Origin of the sequence: Bacteroides sp. AM16-24 (assembly GCF_003471885.1) — a bacterium.
Classification (GTDB): Bacteria; Bacteroidota; Bacteroidia; order Bacteroidales; family Bacteroidaceae; genus Bacteroides.
Genome location: NZ_QRKI01000001.1, coordinates 236,175 through 254,131, shown reverse-complemented (window position 1 = coordinate 254,131; position 17,957 = coordinate 236,175). Strand labels below are relative to the sequence as shown.

Genomic DNA, 17,957 nt, shown 5'->3' with positions numbered 1-17,957 from the left:
CTATTTTAAAGATTATAATTCCATTTAATTTTAGAAAGAAAGGTTTATACCTCCCATCCATGTCGAGGCACTTGGCGCAGTATATCCTCTTGCACCTTCAGGATCAATTCCAGAAAATCCCGTAATAATAAAAGGATTATTAGCTGAAAGGTATACACGTATTTTACGGGCATGTACTCGTTTTAATAATTTTTCCGGCAGAGTATATCCTAAAGTTATATTCCGCACCCTAAGAAAATCTGCTTTTTCATACTGAAGAGATTTCACATAGGCTGGCGAATTATTATCAACACTTGGACACGGATAGGCATTAGTCGGATTATCAGGAGTCCAATAATCAATAATAATACTGTTGGCACGTCCCGGCTTATTTAAGTATTCAATATTATTATCAAGCATGGCCCCTACACTGGCATACAAAAAAATAGAAAAATCAAAACCTTTATAGGCTATGTTATTGACCATACTTGCAATGAACTTCGGACTGGTAGTTCCCAATATTTTTCGGTCAACTTCCGTTATTTTTTTATCACCATTATCCCATATTTTTATATCTCCCGGTTTAAAGCTTGCACCATTTTTATTGAATTCAGCCATTTCCGCCAGGTCTTCCGAAGTATTCTGCCATATTCCTATTTTTTCATAATCATAATGTACATTAATAGGATGTCCAATGAACCACTTATTACCCACATCGTCAACTTTCCCATTATATAAAGATTCAATGGATTCTTTATTAGCGTAGAACATTACATCTGTAGTCCATTGGAATGCTCTTGTATTCACATTTAAAGTAGATAAAGATATTTCAACACCCTTGTTCTTAGTTTCTCCTACATTGGAAAGAACGCTTCCAAAGCCTGAAACGACCGGAATCTGACGTTCTAATAATAGATCAGAAGTATGTTGAAGATACAAATCAACAGTCCCACTCAATCTATTATTAAAAAAAACGAAGTCAACGCCGACATTCCATTGTTTCGTTGTTTCCCAAGTCAATTCACTATTAGCCATAATACTAGGTGCATACCCTAAAACTTCAGAAGCACCATTATCCCATACATATTTAGACAAACTAAGCCCTCCTCTTGTCATATAAGGATCTATAGCCGAATTTCCCGTTTTTCCCCAACCAGCTCTTAATTTCAAGTTAGATAGTACATTCTGCCTCTTCATAAAAACTTCTTCACTAACCCGCCATGCTAAAGCCACAGATGGAAAAGCAACCCACTTATGGCCTTCTGCCAAACGGGAAGAGCCGTCATAGCGTAAGGAACCTGTAAAAAGATACCTTTCTTTATAACTATAATTTAAACGCCCCATAAAAGATGCCATTGTCCATTTTGTCAAATTACTGCCGATATTATCTATAATGGAAGAAGAGGCTAAATCATTATATAGTAACTTATCAGAAGTAATATCTTGCACACCAATATTATTCGATTCCGTTTTATCCTCTTGAATAGATTGCAACAGAGTTACGCCTACAGTATGATCCTTACCAAAATCACGGTTATAGAATAGCATATTTTCAAGTGTCATCATCGTATATTTACTCATACCATTATAAGCATAGGAAGTACCTAATTGACGGGTACTAGTGTTTGAAGAATAGAACTGATAATCCTGTTTGGTACGAGCGTCAAGACCTAAGTTACTCTTAAATTTTAATCCTTGTATCGGAAAAGTTACTTCAATATAATAACTTCCCAAATATCGGCTAACTTTTTCAGGTGCAGATACGGCTCCTTTTTCGAGGTTCATTAAAGGATTCCACATCTGAGCATCAGAAGCAACCAATTGCGTAGGAGTGCCATCTTCATTGCGCAACGCCCCCAAAGGACTGATACGGTACATATAAGCATCACTTTCCATACCACTGCCACGCTCTTTTACAGAATGTGAATATTGTGTTTGAAGACCAAACTTAAACCATTTATTAATTTCATGATTTAAGTTTAAACGTATGGAATAACGTTCATAGCTTTGGTCCTTCATAATACCTTCATTCTTATTATAAGTGGCAGATGCCAAAAAGTTTGTTTTAGCGTTTCCTCCATTTACACTAATCTGATGGTCAGTTATAATACCATTGCGCGTTACATGATCAAACCAATTGTCAGAACGTACTCTTGACGGATCGTAATTTCCATTTTCATCGTAAGCCATCATCAACGATTCAAGTACATAAGCATCTTGCTTAAACATTGGATTTGCGATATCAGCTGCTTTGTCCAGATGATCCGTAGGATATTTATTCGAACTATTTGTATTACGATAAGCTTCACGCACATACTCAGCATATTGGGCACCATCCATTAAATCCAGTTTATTCTGTATCGTTTGAACACCAAAATATCCGGAATAGTCAACCTGTGTCTTTCCGTCTTTTCCTTGTTTTGTCGTAATTAAGACAACCCCATTAGCACCTCTGGAACCATAAATAGCTGTAGCAGACGCATCTTTCAAGACCTCTATTGATGCAATATCCGAAGGGCTAATTTCACGAAGCCCACCTGTTATGGGAACACCGTCAACCACATACAATGGTTCATTACTTGCATTGATTGAACGTTTACCACGAATTAAAACTGACGGAGAAGTACCCGGTGTCCAATTATCCTGAGAAACCAATACACCGGAAGCACGTCCTTGTAAAGCTTCGGAGGCAGAGGTAACAGGTACAGAAGCTATTTTCGCCGCATCTACAGAGGTCATGGCACCTGTTACATCCCTTTTTCTTTGCACACCATACCCAACCACCACTACTTCATCTATCAGTTCACTATCTTCCTGAAGTACTATATTGGAAAGATTTTTATCGGATGCTTTCAATTTAATAGTCTTATAACCTACATACGAAATAGTAAGAGTAGAATTCTCAGGAACACCTGTCAAAGAATATTCACCATCTATATTAGTTATCGTACCATTAGACGTCTCATCCACTAAAATACTGGCACCAATAACAGGTTCGCCTTTTTCATCAATAACAGTACCTGAAATCCTTTTTGTTTTCCCTGTTTGCTGTAAAGAGTCCGAAGTCTTCTTCTCTTTCAGATAGATTTTCTTCTCACCAATTTCAAAAGCCACATCCAGACCTGTAAATAATTTACTAAACACATTCGATAGCTCTTCATCTTTCGCTTCAATGGTAACAATCTTGTCCGGATTAACGGTAGGACGACTGTATGCCACAGTCAGTCCGGTTTGCTGCGTAATGGCATCAAAGACTTTTGTTAACTTAACTTGCCGAAATTGCAAAGTCACTTTCTGAGCAGAGACCGTTAAACAAGTCATAAAGCCTAAAAGAAGGACAAGTAAAATCTTTTGTTTCATAACTTAATTTTTAGATTAACATTAGTATAAAAATTCGCTTTATACTAAGTAGACACACAAGATTTCGGAACGGGTGAGGGAAAAAAGATTTTTTTTCGATAAATCAGGAAAAAGCCCCTTAAAAGCAAAGAATCGTCATTGGCGGTTCTAAATGTAGCTCGTCATCTTGTATTCTATGTATCTGCGTATAATTGTCCAATCATCTATGATGATTTGTACAAATCTACTACTTTTATTATAATAAGCAGTAGTTTCGTGCAAGAAATCTGAGGATAATGTAAACTGTTCCATTTGATAAAGAGACTTCGTTCATAGAAGACAAATAAGCTATTTCTTGCCGATACCGGCAAAAATCGCTATCTTTGAGAATAAAATGAAATAAAAACTTGCGCGATAGAATAGTCTTGAATTATTTTCCATATTTTGAAATAGGATGATCAAGATATTAATAATACACTCAATATACGTATATAGTAAGGTAATGGCCAAAATCGTTGGTAACCTCTTTTCTCTTATTTTGCTCCCGTATGTAATTTGTTCGTTTTAACGAACGAACTATCCGAAAGCAGCCGCCACTCCTCATAGAATGTACGCATCTTTCGCAGACTTGCAGCTGAAAAACCTCTTAATCCAGGTAACTCCTTACGTAGTTGTTCACTGATGGCCTCAATAAATCCTTTTCCCAAATTCTTGTTGCGAGTATTTACAGAAACAAATCGACCAATACCATAGTATAGCGCCAATTGCTCTTGGTTTATCGCACCTAATGCCCGTTGCTGGCTTTGCAAAATAGCACCTATAATCGCTTTAACGGCATTGGTGAGTTCATAGTAATTTAAATTGTTTTGTATATTGTCATTTTCCATATTCCTTTGCTGTTTTTTCTTGCAATAAAACTTCTTAATTTTCTATTTCCTTAAAAATCTCTCAAAGAGATTGTTGTAATTCCCAATCCTAAGCCTCATTACAAACATAGTGATTTATTTGACAAGTTGAATGTGTTTTTCGGCGAAAGTATGAATCAGACCCAAATAAAGTTTATATCGCTTATCTCTGTGTGGTCGGGAGCTAAATCTAAGACTTCAATAGTATCTATTGTTTCTGAAGAGCATATATTTACAGTGCTGTTCTTGAAAAGAAATTTGGTAAACCTGGCACAGAAAAGCGTGCTAAGTTTGATGAAGAAGCATACGCTTTCTATACAAGTCAAATATTACTTGATGCTCGCAAAAATGCACGGTTAACACAAGAAGAACTTGCCAAACGTATCGGAACTAATAAATCTTACATCTCACGAATAGAGAAAGGAATTACTGTTCCAAGTGTAGCCACATTTTACAGAATAGTAAACGCGTTAGGATTGCCTGTTGAGTTAACTCCGGCAATCTAAAAAGAAGAGACTCATCTTAGCACTTTACATAAAGAGGCTTACATGTGTAAGTCTCTTTCAAGTTATTCCATCGTGATTATCACTGTTTTTTCAGCTTCCTTATATTCAAAATGCAACGGAGAGATTTTTTCCAAATCACGCAAAACCTTTTCAAGAAGCGTGTTCTCAGATGTCAGCGTAAAATACACATTCCAAGCAGCTTTATCCTCTATCTTGAAGTCTACATCATACCAACGGTTCAGCACTTTGATCACTTCCGACAACGGGGTGTCTTTAAAAGCTATCACATTCTTTTTCCATAACGAAGAAAGGTGGGCATCTGTATTCCGAATGATTGTGCAATGTTCACTCTCCTTATTATATACAAGTTTTTCGCCGGGCTGCAACGGATATTTCTTATCGGAAGGAAGGGCCAGATTGACATGGCCTTCATCCAGGCAAACAGTTATATCCTTATTCTCCGGATAAGCCTGGACATCAAAAGAAGTTCCCAATACATGGATAGCCGGTCCATCAAGATTGACAATGAAAGGACGGCGGGAATTTTTTGAAACAACAAAATACGCTTCTCCTTCCAGATAAACTTCACGGCTGAACAATGCAAATTTCTTAGGATACCTCAGACGGGAATCGGAATTGATATATGCCCGCGTACCATCCTGAAACATCATCTGAATGCGTTCTCCTTTAGGCACATATATTTCTTCGTAACCGGAATCACCGAATAAATCCACCCGGGTATTCACCTGGACAAACAGCCCCATCAACACGACAAAAGGTATGACAACGGCAGCCACGCGGAAAGCTATCCGGCGGATACGCTTCCGACGAATATTGCGGAAAATACGTGCGAACATCTCTTCCGAAGGAATTGCGTGATTGACGTAGAGTTCTTCATAACCCTGCTTGATCTGTTCCGCATCAAGATCCATGCTCTTAGACAAATAGGCGGTTCCCTCATCTGTAGCAAACCATTTTGCCACGATTTGAGCATCTTCAGAAGTTGCTATTCCTGCCAATACTTCCTGTATTTGTTGTTCTGTAGGCTTATTCATATTCTTTGTATCCATGTGATTAAATAGACACTTAAATGCCTCAACAAGGTGAGGGCTGTAACAATTATTAGCATCTTACGCAAATGAACGCGTAACAGTTTCAAGGCTTCGGAGTAATGCGTCTTTACTGTATTGACAGATAATTTCATCCGTTCGGCGATCTCTTGATTCGTCAGTTCTTCTCTGACTTTCATCAGGCAGATTTCCCGCTTTTGCACCGGAAGCATGTCTACCGCCTTATAAAAATTTGACATTAGTTCCTTCTTTTCCAGATTTTCTATCAAGTTGTCTTCATACACAGGAGCGGATTGTGCCATTTCATAGTTCTTGGTAATTGCACTATTTTCATTGCGAATCAAGTTCAACACATGATTTTTGGTCATTGTAAACAGATAATTCTTTAGACTGATTCCCACACGTAATTCGGTACGGAATTCCCATAAACGACTAAAGACGTGCTGCACAACATCTTCCGCCATGTTAGCATTCATTAAATAACGATATGCCAATACATACAATAATTTATGATATCTGTCATAGGCTTGGGTAAAAGCCCGCTCATCCCCTTTTTCTATTAAGGCGAAGAGTGCTTCATCATTAAGTTCGGATATCTGAGGTGTAGATAATGGCATTAGTCGGTTACTTTAAAGATACGCCAAATATAAATGTTTATTTTGGGATTATTTCTATTTAGCCAAAAAATCACTGCACAGCCGATGAATTTACGCCATTATTTCTGAAAAAAATCGAGCAACTTTTTTCAAATCTTTCGCCGCTTTTTTCCGTAACCCTTTCATTTAATCATTTATTCCATATATCTTTGTATTATTGAAAGGAGATATAATAATATGAACTTAAACTATCCTATAGAAGATAAAGTTGAATTTTTATGGATGAGGAGATGGGAAAGCCCCCATCAGGAGAACTTGCCAAACGTATCGGAACAAATAAATCCTATATCTCACGAATAGAGAAAGGAATTACTGTCCCAAATGTAGTTACATTTTACAGAATTTTATATCATGAGACTTACATAATTAGTACATGTAAATCTCTTTTTTATGATAAAAGCGGTTTTATCATAGCTTACAATTATCAGAAAAAATCCAGTGAAAACAAGATAACCAAACGGGCTTTTAGGGTAGCACGCATCGCACGTATTTATCCCCTGCACTGGCTGACCTTATTTATCGCCGTCGCCTTAGGAAACATTACTAAATAAATAATTCATGGAACAACTAAGCAACAAGAATCCTCGTATCGAGATAGTAGATGCCCTACGAGGCTTTGCCGTAATGGCTATCCTTTTGGTTCACAGTCTTGAACATTTCATTTTTCCCGTTTATCCCACAGATTCCCCAACCTGGCTAAATATATTGGACCAGGGAGTATTAAGTGGTGTTTTTACCCTATTTGCAGGAAAATCTTACGCAATCTTTGCTCTCCTGTTCGGATTTACATTTTACATTCAGAGCAATAATCAGAAGAAACAAGGCAAGGACTTCGGCTATCGGTTCCTATGGCGTTTAGTTCTGTTGGCTGCATTTGCAACATTAAACGCTGCTTTCTTTCCTGCAGGAGATGTATTATTGCTATTTGTCATTGTTGGGCTTGTCCTGTTCTTTACCCGGAATTGGAGTGATAAAGCTATTCTCATCACTTCCATTATCTTCTTGTTACAGCCAGTTGAATGGTATCATTACATAGCCAATCTGATCAATTCTGCACATCAGTTACCGGACCTGAAAGTAGGCGAAATGTATGCGGAAGTGGCAGAGTACACCCAAGCCGGCAACTTTTGGGATTTCATCTGGGGAAACGTTACTTTAGGACAGAAAGCCAGCTTACTGTGGGCAGTAAATGCAGGACGTTTCTTCCAAACAGCCGGATTATTCCTCTTAGGCTTCTACATCGGTAGAAAGCAACTTTTCGTTACGACGGAAAAGAATCTCCATTTCTGGATAAAGATACTGATTATCTCCGCAATCTCTTTTGCTCCTCTCTATACTCTGAAAGAGTTGATTATGCAGAACAGTACAATCATACAGCAAACAGCCGGAACTGCGTTCGATATGTGGCAAAAGTTAGCTTTTACTTTCGTACTGGTAGCTTCATTCGTATTGCTTTACCAACGTGAAAAAGTTCAGTAAAGCTGTCAGCAGCCTGAGATCCTATGGAAAAATGAGTCTTACGAACTATATATCCCAATCCATAATGGGAGCACTGATTTACTTCCCTATCGGTCTGTATCTGGCTCCTTATTGTGGATATACGCTCAGTCTGCTAATCGGACTTTGCATGTTCCTGTTGCAAGTAAAATTCTGTAAATGGTGGTTGAGCAAACAGAAACAAGGTCCATTGGAGCATATCTGGCATAAATGGACTTGGATGGGGACAAATAAATAAGCTGTAGTTAGCCTATAAATAGCCTTCTGGTGAGTGCAAAAACGAAGTTCGTAGCCGCCAGAAGGCTTTAATATGAAAGATTTCTACTTATGACAAGAGTAGTAATATGGGAAAAGATCGTTTTTAAATTGCCTCACACAAAATTGACGATATCTGAGATATTACCCTATAAACTTTCTCATAAGAAACAGCTATATTCTGCTTCATCAGATGCTCAATAAGGCGGTTTTCTTCTTCAAGCGGCCAATAAATGCACTTATCTTCTTTTGCAACTTCGCCAAATGGGATAATATCTATCTCATATACTTTCTTATAATAAAAGCGTTACTTTTGACTCAAAGACTTCTCAAAACCATCTATCTGCGTAATACCGTTTGAGATTTCCTCAAACTTTTGCCAATTGGATATAGCTATAGCAATATCCAAATCTTGCGTATGCCTGGCAGATCTCTGTTGCAACAGCTTCTGCATAATGATGTCACGAGCTGTTGCCCCTATCACATAAAAAGGAAGCTTCTCTTTTTCGAAATATCGGCTAAGTTTTTCTAACAGCTCTTTTATTAAGAGATTATCCAGTCAAATTCCGGAATCGGACTTGCTTTTACATAAACATTGCTTCGACCTACGATTTCAACAAGTTTATTTTCAACTTCATGAATCAGTTCTTTTTCCATTTCAGTAGCATCTTTTGTTCACTAATAAACCCTGTTCACAAACAATGAACATATAAATATAATGAACACATCGCATACCTACAAATAAATAAGTAAAAAGAAAGAATACGAATCAGAATCGATAAATCAACTCCCACCCCAGAATATGCCTGTCCAGATCACTCTCGTGCTGGTAGCAATAGAAAACATCTGCCGACCAGGAGGACGACAGTTTAGCTTCCACTCCACCGCGGGCACGGAAGCGGGAGGCATGAAACCATTCATCTTTACCCAGACCATGATATTGCTCTAAAGAGACATACGGTGACCATGTAGTTACCTTATAAGTAGCTTTCAGGCGGGTGCGGAGACGGAATTCATCCGCTCCGCGTCCGTCGAAAGTATGCTGAAAACGTTCGCGTAGGGTGAACGTCCATTGTCGTTTTTTGAGAGTGAAAGAGACACCTGCATGATAACGATGCCGGGATTTCCAGCCGTCTTCACCACGGTTGCGGTAGTGGTATTCGTAACCGCCCTCAGCTTTTAGAAACGGAAGAAGAAGAACGGAAGTACCTACGCCGAAGCCCCAACGGTCTATCTCATCCAATGCGTCACGAGTACGCATCTCGACATCTCCGTAAAGTTCCACTCTGGAGGATATATCGTGCCGGGCTTTCATCTTGTTCCAGGTCACGAAATCACTGTCCTGTGCCTGCAAAGAAGGCAGACTGAAGACAAGCAGTCCTACACACAAAACGACAAATCCCCGCAATACAGAATATTTCTTTAGCATATCATTCTCAAAGGTTTACTTCAACTTATTTTCTTAGAAAATACAAAGCTAAAGAAAGATTCTGTAATAAATCTGTAATACGAATGTAATATTATCAAATTCTAAACTTACAAAGTTCCAGATAACACACAGACAATGACAATTATTCCTGTGAAATCCGTTTCAGGTGTTCTTCTATCTTTTGAAAGAATGATGCCAGATGCGAACCATCTACAAAGGCATGATTTACATAAATGGATAAAGGAAATACCAGACGTCCCTCACGGGTTACCGCTTTACCGGAAGTCATCAAAGGGTAACTGCAACCATTACCGGCTTCGGCCAGCGTATAAGTAGTAGCAGTGAAATACATCTTGGGGACAGCGCTTAAATGCACTACATCATAATCTCCCTGTTTTGCCAACTCCTCTTCGGCACCATAAGGATTGCCATCTTCGGGGATATTGGTTATCAACTCATACGCTTCGGCATAAAAGCGTTTGAAATCTTCGTGGTAAGGAATCCGAACCGTATAAAAAGTCTTTCCGGGAACAGCTATCGGAGAAATGATATCCACTTCATCATGAAAAATAACTTGTCCGTTCTTGTCGGTACGATAACGAAGTTCCGGAACTTCATTCGCCGAACGCACTACGGCATACAGATAATAGAGAAAAAAGGAATGGCCCGAAGCTCTCGCTGCGACACTGGCTTCGGTACAATCAATCTCTGTGGTAATGGAATACCAAGAATTTACAAAGCCCCGGAAGAAATTGTAATTGTCCCGGCGCTCCCAGGTCTCGATGTCTACAATATGTCTCATAAAGTTATTGATTAATGAAAAATGCCCGGTCGCATATATCAGCCGGGCATTCGTTCGTTTATTTTCCTTTCTTATAGTTTTCCAATCCTGTTTGCAAGAACTCGATATACTTAGGAATGTCCTCGTCATACGAATAAGATTTATTCAAAGGGCGACCTTCATTATCTATCAGCACATAGAAGGGCTGTGCATTGGCACCGAATTTAACGCGTTGGAGATAACTCCACTTATCGCCTACTGTACGCAATGTACGTTCTCGTCCGTTTTCTGTCACTTTAACAGGTGAGGTCAACGGGGTTTTATTATCTACATAAAGTGTAATAAGTACGTAGTCGTTGTTGATAATGTCACTTACCTTAGAGTCTGTCCATACGGCAAGCTCCATCTTACGGCAGTTTACACAGCCATAACCGGTGAAGTCGAGCATTACAGGTTTGCCATGCTGACGGGCATATTCCATACCCAGATCGTAATCATCGAACTTGGCATGCACTTCATTATTATAGAGGTTGAAGTCCTGAGTCTGCATAGGCGGTGCAAAAGCACTGACTGCCTTCAACGGAGCACCCCACAAACCGGGAACCATATACACGGCAAATGCCAGCGAGAAAAGTGCCATAAAGAAGCGGCCCACTCCCACTTTCGTATCGTCATCATCGTGTGGGAACTTGATCTTGCCCAACAGGTAGAAGCCCAGTAAAGCAAACAGAACAATCCACAATGCCAGGAACGTTTCGCGGTCGAGGATGCGCCAGCCATAAGCCAGGTCGGCTACAGAGAGGAACTTCAGAGCGAAAGCCAGTTCCAGGAAACCGAGAGTAACCTTAATGACATTCATCCAACCGCCTGATTTCGGCATAGACTTCAGCCAGGACGGGAACAAGGCGAACAGTGTGAACGGCAATGCCAAAGCAATAGCAAACCCGAGCATACCGATAGCCGGAGCTACCACGCTACCCGTTGTAGATACCTGTACCAGCAAGAAACCGATAATAGGACCTGTACAAGAGAAAGACACCAGTGAAAGCGTAAATGCCATCAGGAAGATACTGAGCAAACCGCTTGTTGCTTCTGCCTTACTATCTACTGCGTTGCTCCATTTAGAGGGCAGCGTCAGTTCGAAAGCTCCGAAGAAAGAAGCTGCAAACACAACCAGCATCAGACAGAAAAGGATATTGAACACGGCATTCGTGGAAAGTGCATTCAATGCACTGGCACCGAAGATCAACGTAATGGCCAAACCTAAAGTTACGTAAATCACCACAATGGAAGCGCCATACGTCCAGGCATCACGAATACCTTTCTTTTTATCTTTGGAACGTTTCAGGAAGAAACTTACCGTCATAGGGATAATAGGCCACACACAAGGAGTAAACAATGCCAGCAGTCCACCGAGGAATCCGGTGATAAAGATATAGAACCATGACATATCTTCCTGTGAAGTGGTTTCACCGTATGATTGCAGATCATTGATGACAGGTTTCCACAAATCAATGTTGCCCGCCACATTTATATCCGTCGGATCATCTGCACCACCTATTATACCGGTGGAAGCTGCATCAGCAGGTGTTTCAGTTTGGGAAACAGGCTGAGTTTCCGGTTTCGTTTCCTCTGCCGGAGCTGTTACCTTTTCAGCCGGAGTTGCAGCTGCTGTACCTTTAGCGGCTTCTGCCTTACCTGAGAAATTAAACTCTACCTGCGTAGGAGGCAAACAGTTCTCATCATTACAAGCACCGTATTCCAGAAAACCTTCTATCTTATAATCTCCTCCTGTGAGCTTTAGTTTCTGAACAAATTGTGCCGTAGACTCAAAATAGCGTACGTTCATCTCGAACAACTTATCATAAGAAGCTATTTCTTTTCCTTTCGGCTGCAACTTTCCTACAACTGTAGCACCGGATATCTTCTCTACATTGAAGGTAGCCGAGATAGGGCCACCGTCGCCCAGGTCAGTAGAATATACATGCCACCCCTTATCGATAGTAGCGGTAAATACAATTTCCGCCTCTCCTGCTGCAAGCGTCTTCAGTTCCGACTTAAACTTGACGGGCTCCTGTATCTGCGCTTGTGCCACGACAGCAATCAGCAACAGACAAATGGATAATATTTTCTTCATACAATGATTTTAATTACGAGTTACGAATTACAAATTACGAATTGTCAACTGTCAATTGTTTCGTAGTCAACACAAGCGCGATTCTCCTTTACATCAGCAATCAGCTTGCCTGCTGCCACATGCTCAGGATGAGTAGCATAGAATTTCACGTCGTCCAACGTATCAAATTCGCTGTAGAGGGCAATGCTCCAAGTTTCACCGGGATTCATATTGAGTCCAACTTCTATCTTACGTATAACAGATATTTTAGCTGGTAAAGCCTCGATAGCGGCCTTGAATTCTTTCATTGCTGTCAGCTTTTTGTCAGCCGGAGCTTCGTCTTTTAATTTAAATAATACAATGTGTTTGACCATAACTTTGCAATTTTAATGATTTATCTATATATTTGTCAACCGAAGCGATTAATATTAACCGCAAAAATACTCGTTTTGTTTTAAATATACACTTAAACGGATGTTAATAATAGGAATTGCAGGCGGAACTGGCTCGGGAAAAACCACCGTCGTACGTAAAATCATTGAAAGCCTGCCGGCAGGTGAAGTGGTACTGTTACCGCAAGACTCTTACTATAAGGACAGTAGCCATGTACCTGTAGAAGAACGACAGAACATCAACTTTGACCACCCGGATGCCTTCGATTGGGGGCTTTTATCCAAACACGTAGCCATGCTGCGTGAAGGGAAAAGCATTGAACAACCTACCTACTCGTATCTTACCTGTACACGAGAGCCCGAAACGATTCATATCGAACCGCGGGAAGTAGTGATTATTGAAGGGATTCTTGCCCTGTGCGACAAGAAACTGCGTAGCATGATGGACCTTAAGATCTTTGTGGATGCTGATCCGGACGAACGTCTGATTCGTGTCATACAACGGGATGTAGTGGAGCGCGGACGTACGGCAGAAGCTGTTATGGAACGTTATACCCGTATCTTAAAGCCTATGCACCTGCAATTCATCGAACCGTGCAAACGATATGCAGACCTGATCATACCCGAAGGGGGAAACAATCAGGTGGCAATCGATATTCTGACGATGTATATTAAGAAGCATCTCTGAAAAATGAACAACTGAGGCGTCTCAGTTATTTATATATTTGAATGAATAGAAGTATCTTAATATTCTTGCTATGTCTGTGCTGCCTGTCGGGGTGCGGAAATAAACGGCATGGTTCCATGCCCGATGAAGCTGTGGGCGATTTGCAACAGATAAAAGATAGCGGTGAACTCGTTGTACTGACGCTATACAGTTCTACTTCTTACTTCAACTATCGTGGCCAGGAAATGGGGTTCCAGTACGAGTTGAGTGAACAGTTTGCCAAAAGTCTCGGGGTAAAACTGCGCGTAGTGGTGGCAAGGAATGTACAGGGACTTATAAACAAGTTACTGGCAGGCGAAGGAGACATCATTGCCTATAATGTCCCCATCACGAAGGAATTAAAAGACAGTCTGATCTATTGCGGTGAAGAAGTAATCACACACCAAGTTATTGTGCAACGCGCAGGCGGGAAAACAAAACCGCTGACGGATGTAACGGAACTGATAGGCAAGGATGTATATGTAAAGCCCGGAAAATATTACGACCGTTTGGTAAATCTGGATAAAGAACTCGGTGGCGGCATCCATATCCACAAAGTGACTAATGACAGCATTTCAGTAGAAGATCTCATCACACAAGTATCCCAGGGAAAGATTCCTTATACGGTAGCCGATAATGACGTAGCCAAGCTTAACACAACGTATTACCCCAATCTGAATATTAAATTATCCATCAGTTTCGACCAAAGGGCTTCCTGGGCAGTGCGCAAGGATAGTCCGGAACTGGCAGCCGCCGCTAATAAATGGCATGAAGAGAATATGACTTCTCCCGCCTACACTGCCAGTATGAAAAGATATTTTGAGATCAGCAAAGCGACTCCACACACTTCTATCCTTTCTCTTCGTGAGGGAAAGATTTCACACTTCGACGAATTGTTCAAAAAGTATGCTTCGGAAATAGACTGGGATTGGCGGTTGCTTGCCTCTCTGGCCTATACAGAGTCCAACTTTGATACAACAGCCGTTTCATGGGCCGGAGCCAAAGGACTAATGCAACTGATGCCTGCCACAGCGCGCGCCATGGGAATCCCTGAAGGAAAAGAACAGAACCCGGAAGAGAGTGTGAAAGCTGCCGTAAAATATATCAATGCTACCAGTAAGAGTTTCTCTTCAGTACCGAGAGAGGAACGGCTCAACTTTGTACTTGCTTCCTACAATTCGGGTATCGGGCATGTGCTGGATGCAATGGCACTGGCTGAAAAATATGGAAAGAACAAATATGTCTGGAAAGATAATGTAGAGAACTTCATTTTATTAAAAAGTAATGAAGAATACTTCACCGACCCTGTCTGCAAAAACGGATACTTCCGTGGAATAGAGACATATAACTTTGTGAGGGATATTATGGGGAGGTATGAGACATATAAGAAGAAAATAAAAGAGTGATAGGGTGGTAAGGTGATAAAGCGATAGGATGGCAGATCTATCACCTTATCACTCTACTACCTTAATCTTCCTTTTCATTAAAACAAATTCAGCTTATTCTTCTGCGCCTCCTCCAACGAAACTGTCTTTGGTGCTTGCGCAGCGTTCTTTTCACGCAACTGCTGATATTCTGAACTTAATTTTTCTTTTAATTCTTCTTTGGCTTTCGGATTCATCAAGCGGGCAGCTACTGTTGCATTCTGCGAGGCATCTTTCAGATGAACCACAGGAGCATGATAGACGGGAGCTATTTTCAATGCTGTATGCAGTCGGGAAGTAGTGGCGCCACCTATTAATAAAGGAATATCGGCACCTGCCTTTTCCAATTCCATAGCCACGTGTACCATTTCTTCCAATGATGGAGTTATCAGACCACTAAGTCCAATCATATCCACCTTTTCTTCCAAGGCACGCTGAACAATCGTTTCAGCAGGTACCATCACACCAAGGTCTATGATCTCATAACCATTGCAGGCCATGACCACGGAAACAATATTCTTACCTATATCATGCACATCACCTTTCACCGTGGCAAGCAGGACTTTTCCGGCAGAAGCGGAGCCTTCCTGTTTTTCCGCTTCAATTACAGGCTGAAGAATGGCAACGGCTTTCTTCATGGTACGAGCAGTTTTCACCACCTGGGGCAAAAACATTTTTCCGGCACCAAAGAGCTCACCTACATAGTTCATACCTGCCATTAAGGGACCTTCGATGATATCCACTGCTTTCGGATAGAGCTTCAGGGCTTCTGCCAAGTCTTCCTCCAGATAGTCACCAATTCCTTTCGTCAAAGCATGTTTCAAGCGTTCTTCCACACTTGTTCCATTACGCCATGAAAGAGGGGCAACTTGTTTATCAGTGGCATTACCTTTCTGTTGTTCGGCAGCAGCTTTCAGTTGTTCAGCAGTTTCTATCAGACGCTCGGCAGCATCGGGACGACGGTTTAAAACCACATCCTCTATGCGTTCCAGTATATCGGCAGGAATATCAGTATAAAGCACAGCCGTAGCCGGATTTACGATCCCCATGTCCATTCCTTCACGGATGGCATGATAAAGGAACACCGCATGCATGGCTTCACGGATATAATTGTTGCCACGGAAAGAGAATGACAAATTGCTGACGCCACCACTGACATGCGCACCCGGCAAGTTCTTACGTATCCAACCGGTAGCCCGGATGAAGTCTACAGCATAATTATTATGTTCGTCCATACCCGTAGCCACAGCAAGGACGTTGGGGTCAAAAATTATATCATGAGGATTGAATCCCACTTTCTCAACCAAAAGCTGATAAGCACGTGCACACACTTCAATCTTACGTTCGTACGTATCCGCCTGTCCTTTTTCATCAAAAGCCATTACTACAGTAGCTGCACCATATTGCCTGATTGTACGGGCATGTTCCAGAAACTTTTCCTCTCCCTCTTTCAGAGAGATTGAATTCACAATGGACTTTCCTTGCAAACACTTCAATCCGGCAACAATTACATCCCATTTGGAAGAGTCAATCATCACAGGAACACGGGCAATCTCCGGCTCGGAAGCAATCAGATTGAGGAAAGTAATCATTTCAGCCTGTGCATCCAGCAGACCGTCGTCCATATTTACGTCGATAATCTGCGCCCCGTCTTCTACTTGCTGACGGGCAATGCTGAGGGCTTCATCGTATTTCTTTTCATTAACCAGACGCAGGAACTTGCGGGAACCGGCCACATTGCAGCGTTCTCCCACATTGATAAAGTTCTTCTCAGGAGTCACCTCCAGCAATTCCAAGCCGGAAAGCCAAAGACTTTCGGGTTTCGGAGCAGGAACATGGGGAGCAGCACCGGCTATCAGGGCAGGATATTCGGCAATGTACGCATCGGTCGTACCACAGCAACCGCCAATGATGTTTATCAGCCCTTCTTGGATATATTCTTTCACTTCATGCGCCATATCGGCAGGCGTCTGGTCGTATTGCCCCAGGCTGTTGGGCAATCCCGCGTTGGGGTATGCACTGATATAATAAGGAGCACGGGCAGCAAGCTGTTCCAGGAAAGGTTTCAACTGACGAGCACCAAAGGAACAGTTCAAACCTACCGAAAAGATATTGGCATGCTGAACGGAGGCAAGAAAAGCCTCCAAAGTCTGTCCCGACAGAGTGCGTCCACCTGTATCAGATACAGTAACGGACAGCATAACAGGAACTTGAATACCTGTAGCCTCCATCGCCTTTTCGGCGGCAAAGATAGCTGCTTTGGCGTTCAATGTATCGAAGATGGTTTCTATCAGCAGAGCATCTACTCCACCTTCCAGCAAGGCTTCCATCTGTTCCCGATAGGCATCGGCAAGTTCATCGTAAGTCAGCGCACGCATAGCCGGATTATTCACATCGGGACTCATGGAACAAGTCTTATTGGTAGGTCCGATGGAACCGGCTACAAAACGTGGTTTATCAGGTGTGGAAAATTCATCAGCTACTTCACGTGCCAGTCTAACGGCAGCCAGATTCATCTCACGTACATACTCCTGCACATGATAATCGGCCATACTGACACTGGTAGAGCTAAACGTATTGGTTTCAATGATATCGGCACCTGCCATGAGATATTTACGGTGTATATCCTGTATCACATCAGGGCGCGTCAGACAAAGCAGGTCATTGTTTCCTTTCATCTGCCCGGGGATACCGGCAAAACGTTCTCCCCTGAAATCTTCCTCTGTTAAGTTGTACCGTTGTATCATGGTGCCCATAGCACCGTCTAAAATAAGGATGCGCTCACGCACCAACTTTTCAATAGAAACCATTTGTATTTAGTGATAGAATGGTAATGTGATAAAGTGGTAAAGTGATATTACTCTATCACATTATCACGTTATCACATTACCACGTTAAACAA

At 41.4% G+C, this 17,957-nt stretch carries 11 protein-coding genes and 4 pseudogenes; 6 read left to right on the top strand and 9 right to left on the bottom strand.

All coding sequences use genetic code 11. The annotated features are described in order from the left end of the window. Positions 1-30 precede the first annotated feature (30 nt). Together DW182_RS00980 and DW182_RS00975 are read right to left on the bottom strand one after the other, a co-directional pair. Positions 31-3,339: a TonB-dependent receptor gene (locus tag DW182_RS00980; RefSeq protein ID WP_118294360.1), complete on the bottom strand. Its 3,309-nt coding sequence runs from the start codon at positions 3,337-3,339 to the stop codon at positions 31-33. A gap of 563 nt (positions 3,340-3,902) precedes the next feature. After that, a pseudogene (locus tag DW182_RS00975) lies at positions 3,903-4,190 on the bottom strand (DUF1016 N-terminal domain-containing protein); the annotation flags it as partial. Positions 4,191-4,453: 263 nt separating this feature from the next. Between DW182_RS00975 and DW182_RS00970 the strand changes: the two are divergent. Then, positions 4,454-4,729, top strand: coding sequence for a helix-turn-helix domain-containing protein (locus DW182_RS00970; protein ID WP_118294529.1), 276 nt, complete (start codon positions 4,454-4,456; stop codon positions 4,727-4,729). 62 nt (positions 4,730-4,791) lie between these two features. On the opposite strand, the gene DW182_RS00965 is transcribed toward DW182_RS00970, so the two are convergent. After that, positions 4,792-5,799 (bottom strand): FecR family protein, encoded by a 1,008-nt coding sequence (locus DW182_RS00965; protein ID WP_118294359.1) that lies wholly within the window; start codon positions 5,797-5,799, stop codon positions 4,792-4,794. Next, positions 5,781-6,416 (bottom strand): RNA polymerase sigma factor, encoded by a 636-nt coding sequence (locus tag DW182_RS00960; protein WP_118294358.1) that lies wholly within the window; start codon positions 6,414-6,416, stop codon positions 5,781-5,783. Before DW182_RS00960 ends, DW182_RS00965 begins: the two co-directional genes overlap by 19 nt. Positions 6,417-6,706: 290 nt before the next feature. Between DW182_RS00960 and DW182_RS00955 the strand changes: the two are divergent. From DW182_RS00955 to DW182_RS00945, 3 pseudogenes are all read left to right on the top strand, one after another. Continuing rightward, positions 6,707-6,802 (top strand): annotated as a pseudogene (locus DW182_RS00955) (helix-turn-helix domain-containing protein); the annotation flags it as partial. Positions 6,803-6,835: 33 nt separating this feature from the next. After that, positions 6,836-6,994 (top strand): annotated as a pseudogene (locus DW182_RS00950) (acyltransferase); the annotation flags it as partial. Between the two features lie 19 nt (positions 6,995-7,013). Then, positions 7,014-8,190, top strand: a pseudogene (locus tag DW182_RS00945) (DUF418 domain-containing protein). Positions 8,191-8,976: 786 nt separating this feature from the next. On the opposite strand, the gene DW182_RS00940 reads toward DW182_RS00945, so the two are convergent. From DW182_RS00940 to DW182_RS00925, 4 genes are all read right to left on the bottom strand, one after another. After that, complete coding sequence (locus DW182_RS00940; protein ID WP_118294357.1) at positions 8,977-9,636, bottom strand: DUF2490 domain-containing protein; 660 nt, start codon at positions 9,634-9,636, stop codon at positions 8,977-8,979. Between the two features lie 142 nt (positions 9,637-9,778). After that, on the bottom strand, positions 9,779-10,438 hold the full coding sequence (locus tag DW182_RS00935) for a chloramphenicol acetyltransferase (RefSeq protein ID WP_118294356.1): 660 nt from the start codon (positions 10,436-10,438) through the stop codon (positions 9,779-9,781). 58 nt (positions 10,439-10,496) lie between these two features. Next, positions 10,497-12,554: a cytochrome c biogenesis protein CcdA gene (locus DW182_RS00930; RefSeq protein ID WP_118294355.1), complete on the bottom strand. Its 2,058-nt coding sequence runs from the start codon at positions 12,552-12,554 to the stop codon at positions 10,497-10,499. A gap of 44 nt (positions 12,555-12,598) precedes the next feature. After that, on the bottom strand, positions 12,599-12,907 hold the full coding sequence (locus DW182_RS00925) for a Dabb family protein (protein WP_118294354.1): 309 nt from the start codon (positions 12,905-12,907) through the stop codon (positions 12,599-12,601). A 100-nt stretch (positions 12,908-13,007) separates the two neighbouring features. Here DW182_RS00925 and udk point away from each other — a divergent pair, with 100 nt between their 5' ends. Together udk and DW182_RS00915 are read left to right on the top strand one after the other, a co-directional pair. Beyond that, complete coding sequence (udk, locus tag DW182_RS00920) at positions 13,008-13,613, top strand: uridine kinase (protein ID WP_007664137.1); 606 nt, start codon at positions 13,008-13,010, stop codon at positions 13,611-13,613. 116 nt (positions 13,614-13,729) lie between these two features. After that, positions 13,730-15,037 (top strand): transporter substrate-binding domain-containing protein, encoded by a 1,308-nt coding sequence (locus DW182_RS00915; RefSeq protein ID WP_007664138.1) that lies wholly within the window; start codon positions 13,730-13,732, stop codon positions 15,035-15,037. Positions 15,038-15,114: 77 nt separating this feature from the next. Here the strand turns inward: DW182_RS00915 and metH are convergent, their stop codons facing one another. Then, positions 15,115-17,865: a methionine synthase gene (metH, locus tag DW182_RS00910; protein ID WP_118294353.1), complete on the bottom strand. Its 2,751-nt coding sequence runs from the start codon at positions 17,863-17,865 to the stop codon at positions 15,115-15,117. Between the last annotated feature and the right edge of the window lie 92 nt (positions 17,866-17,957).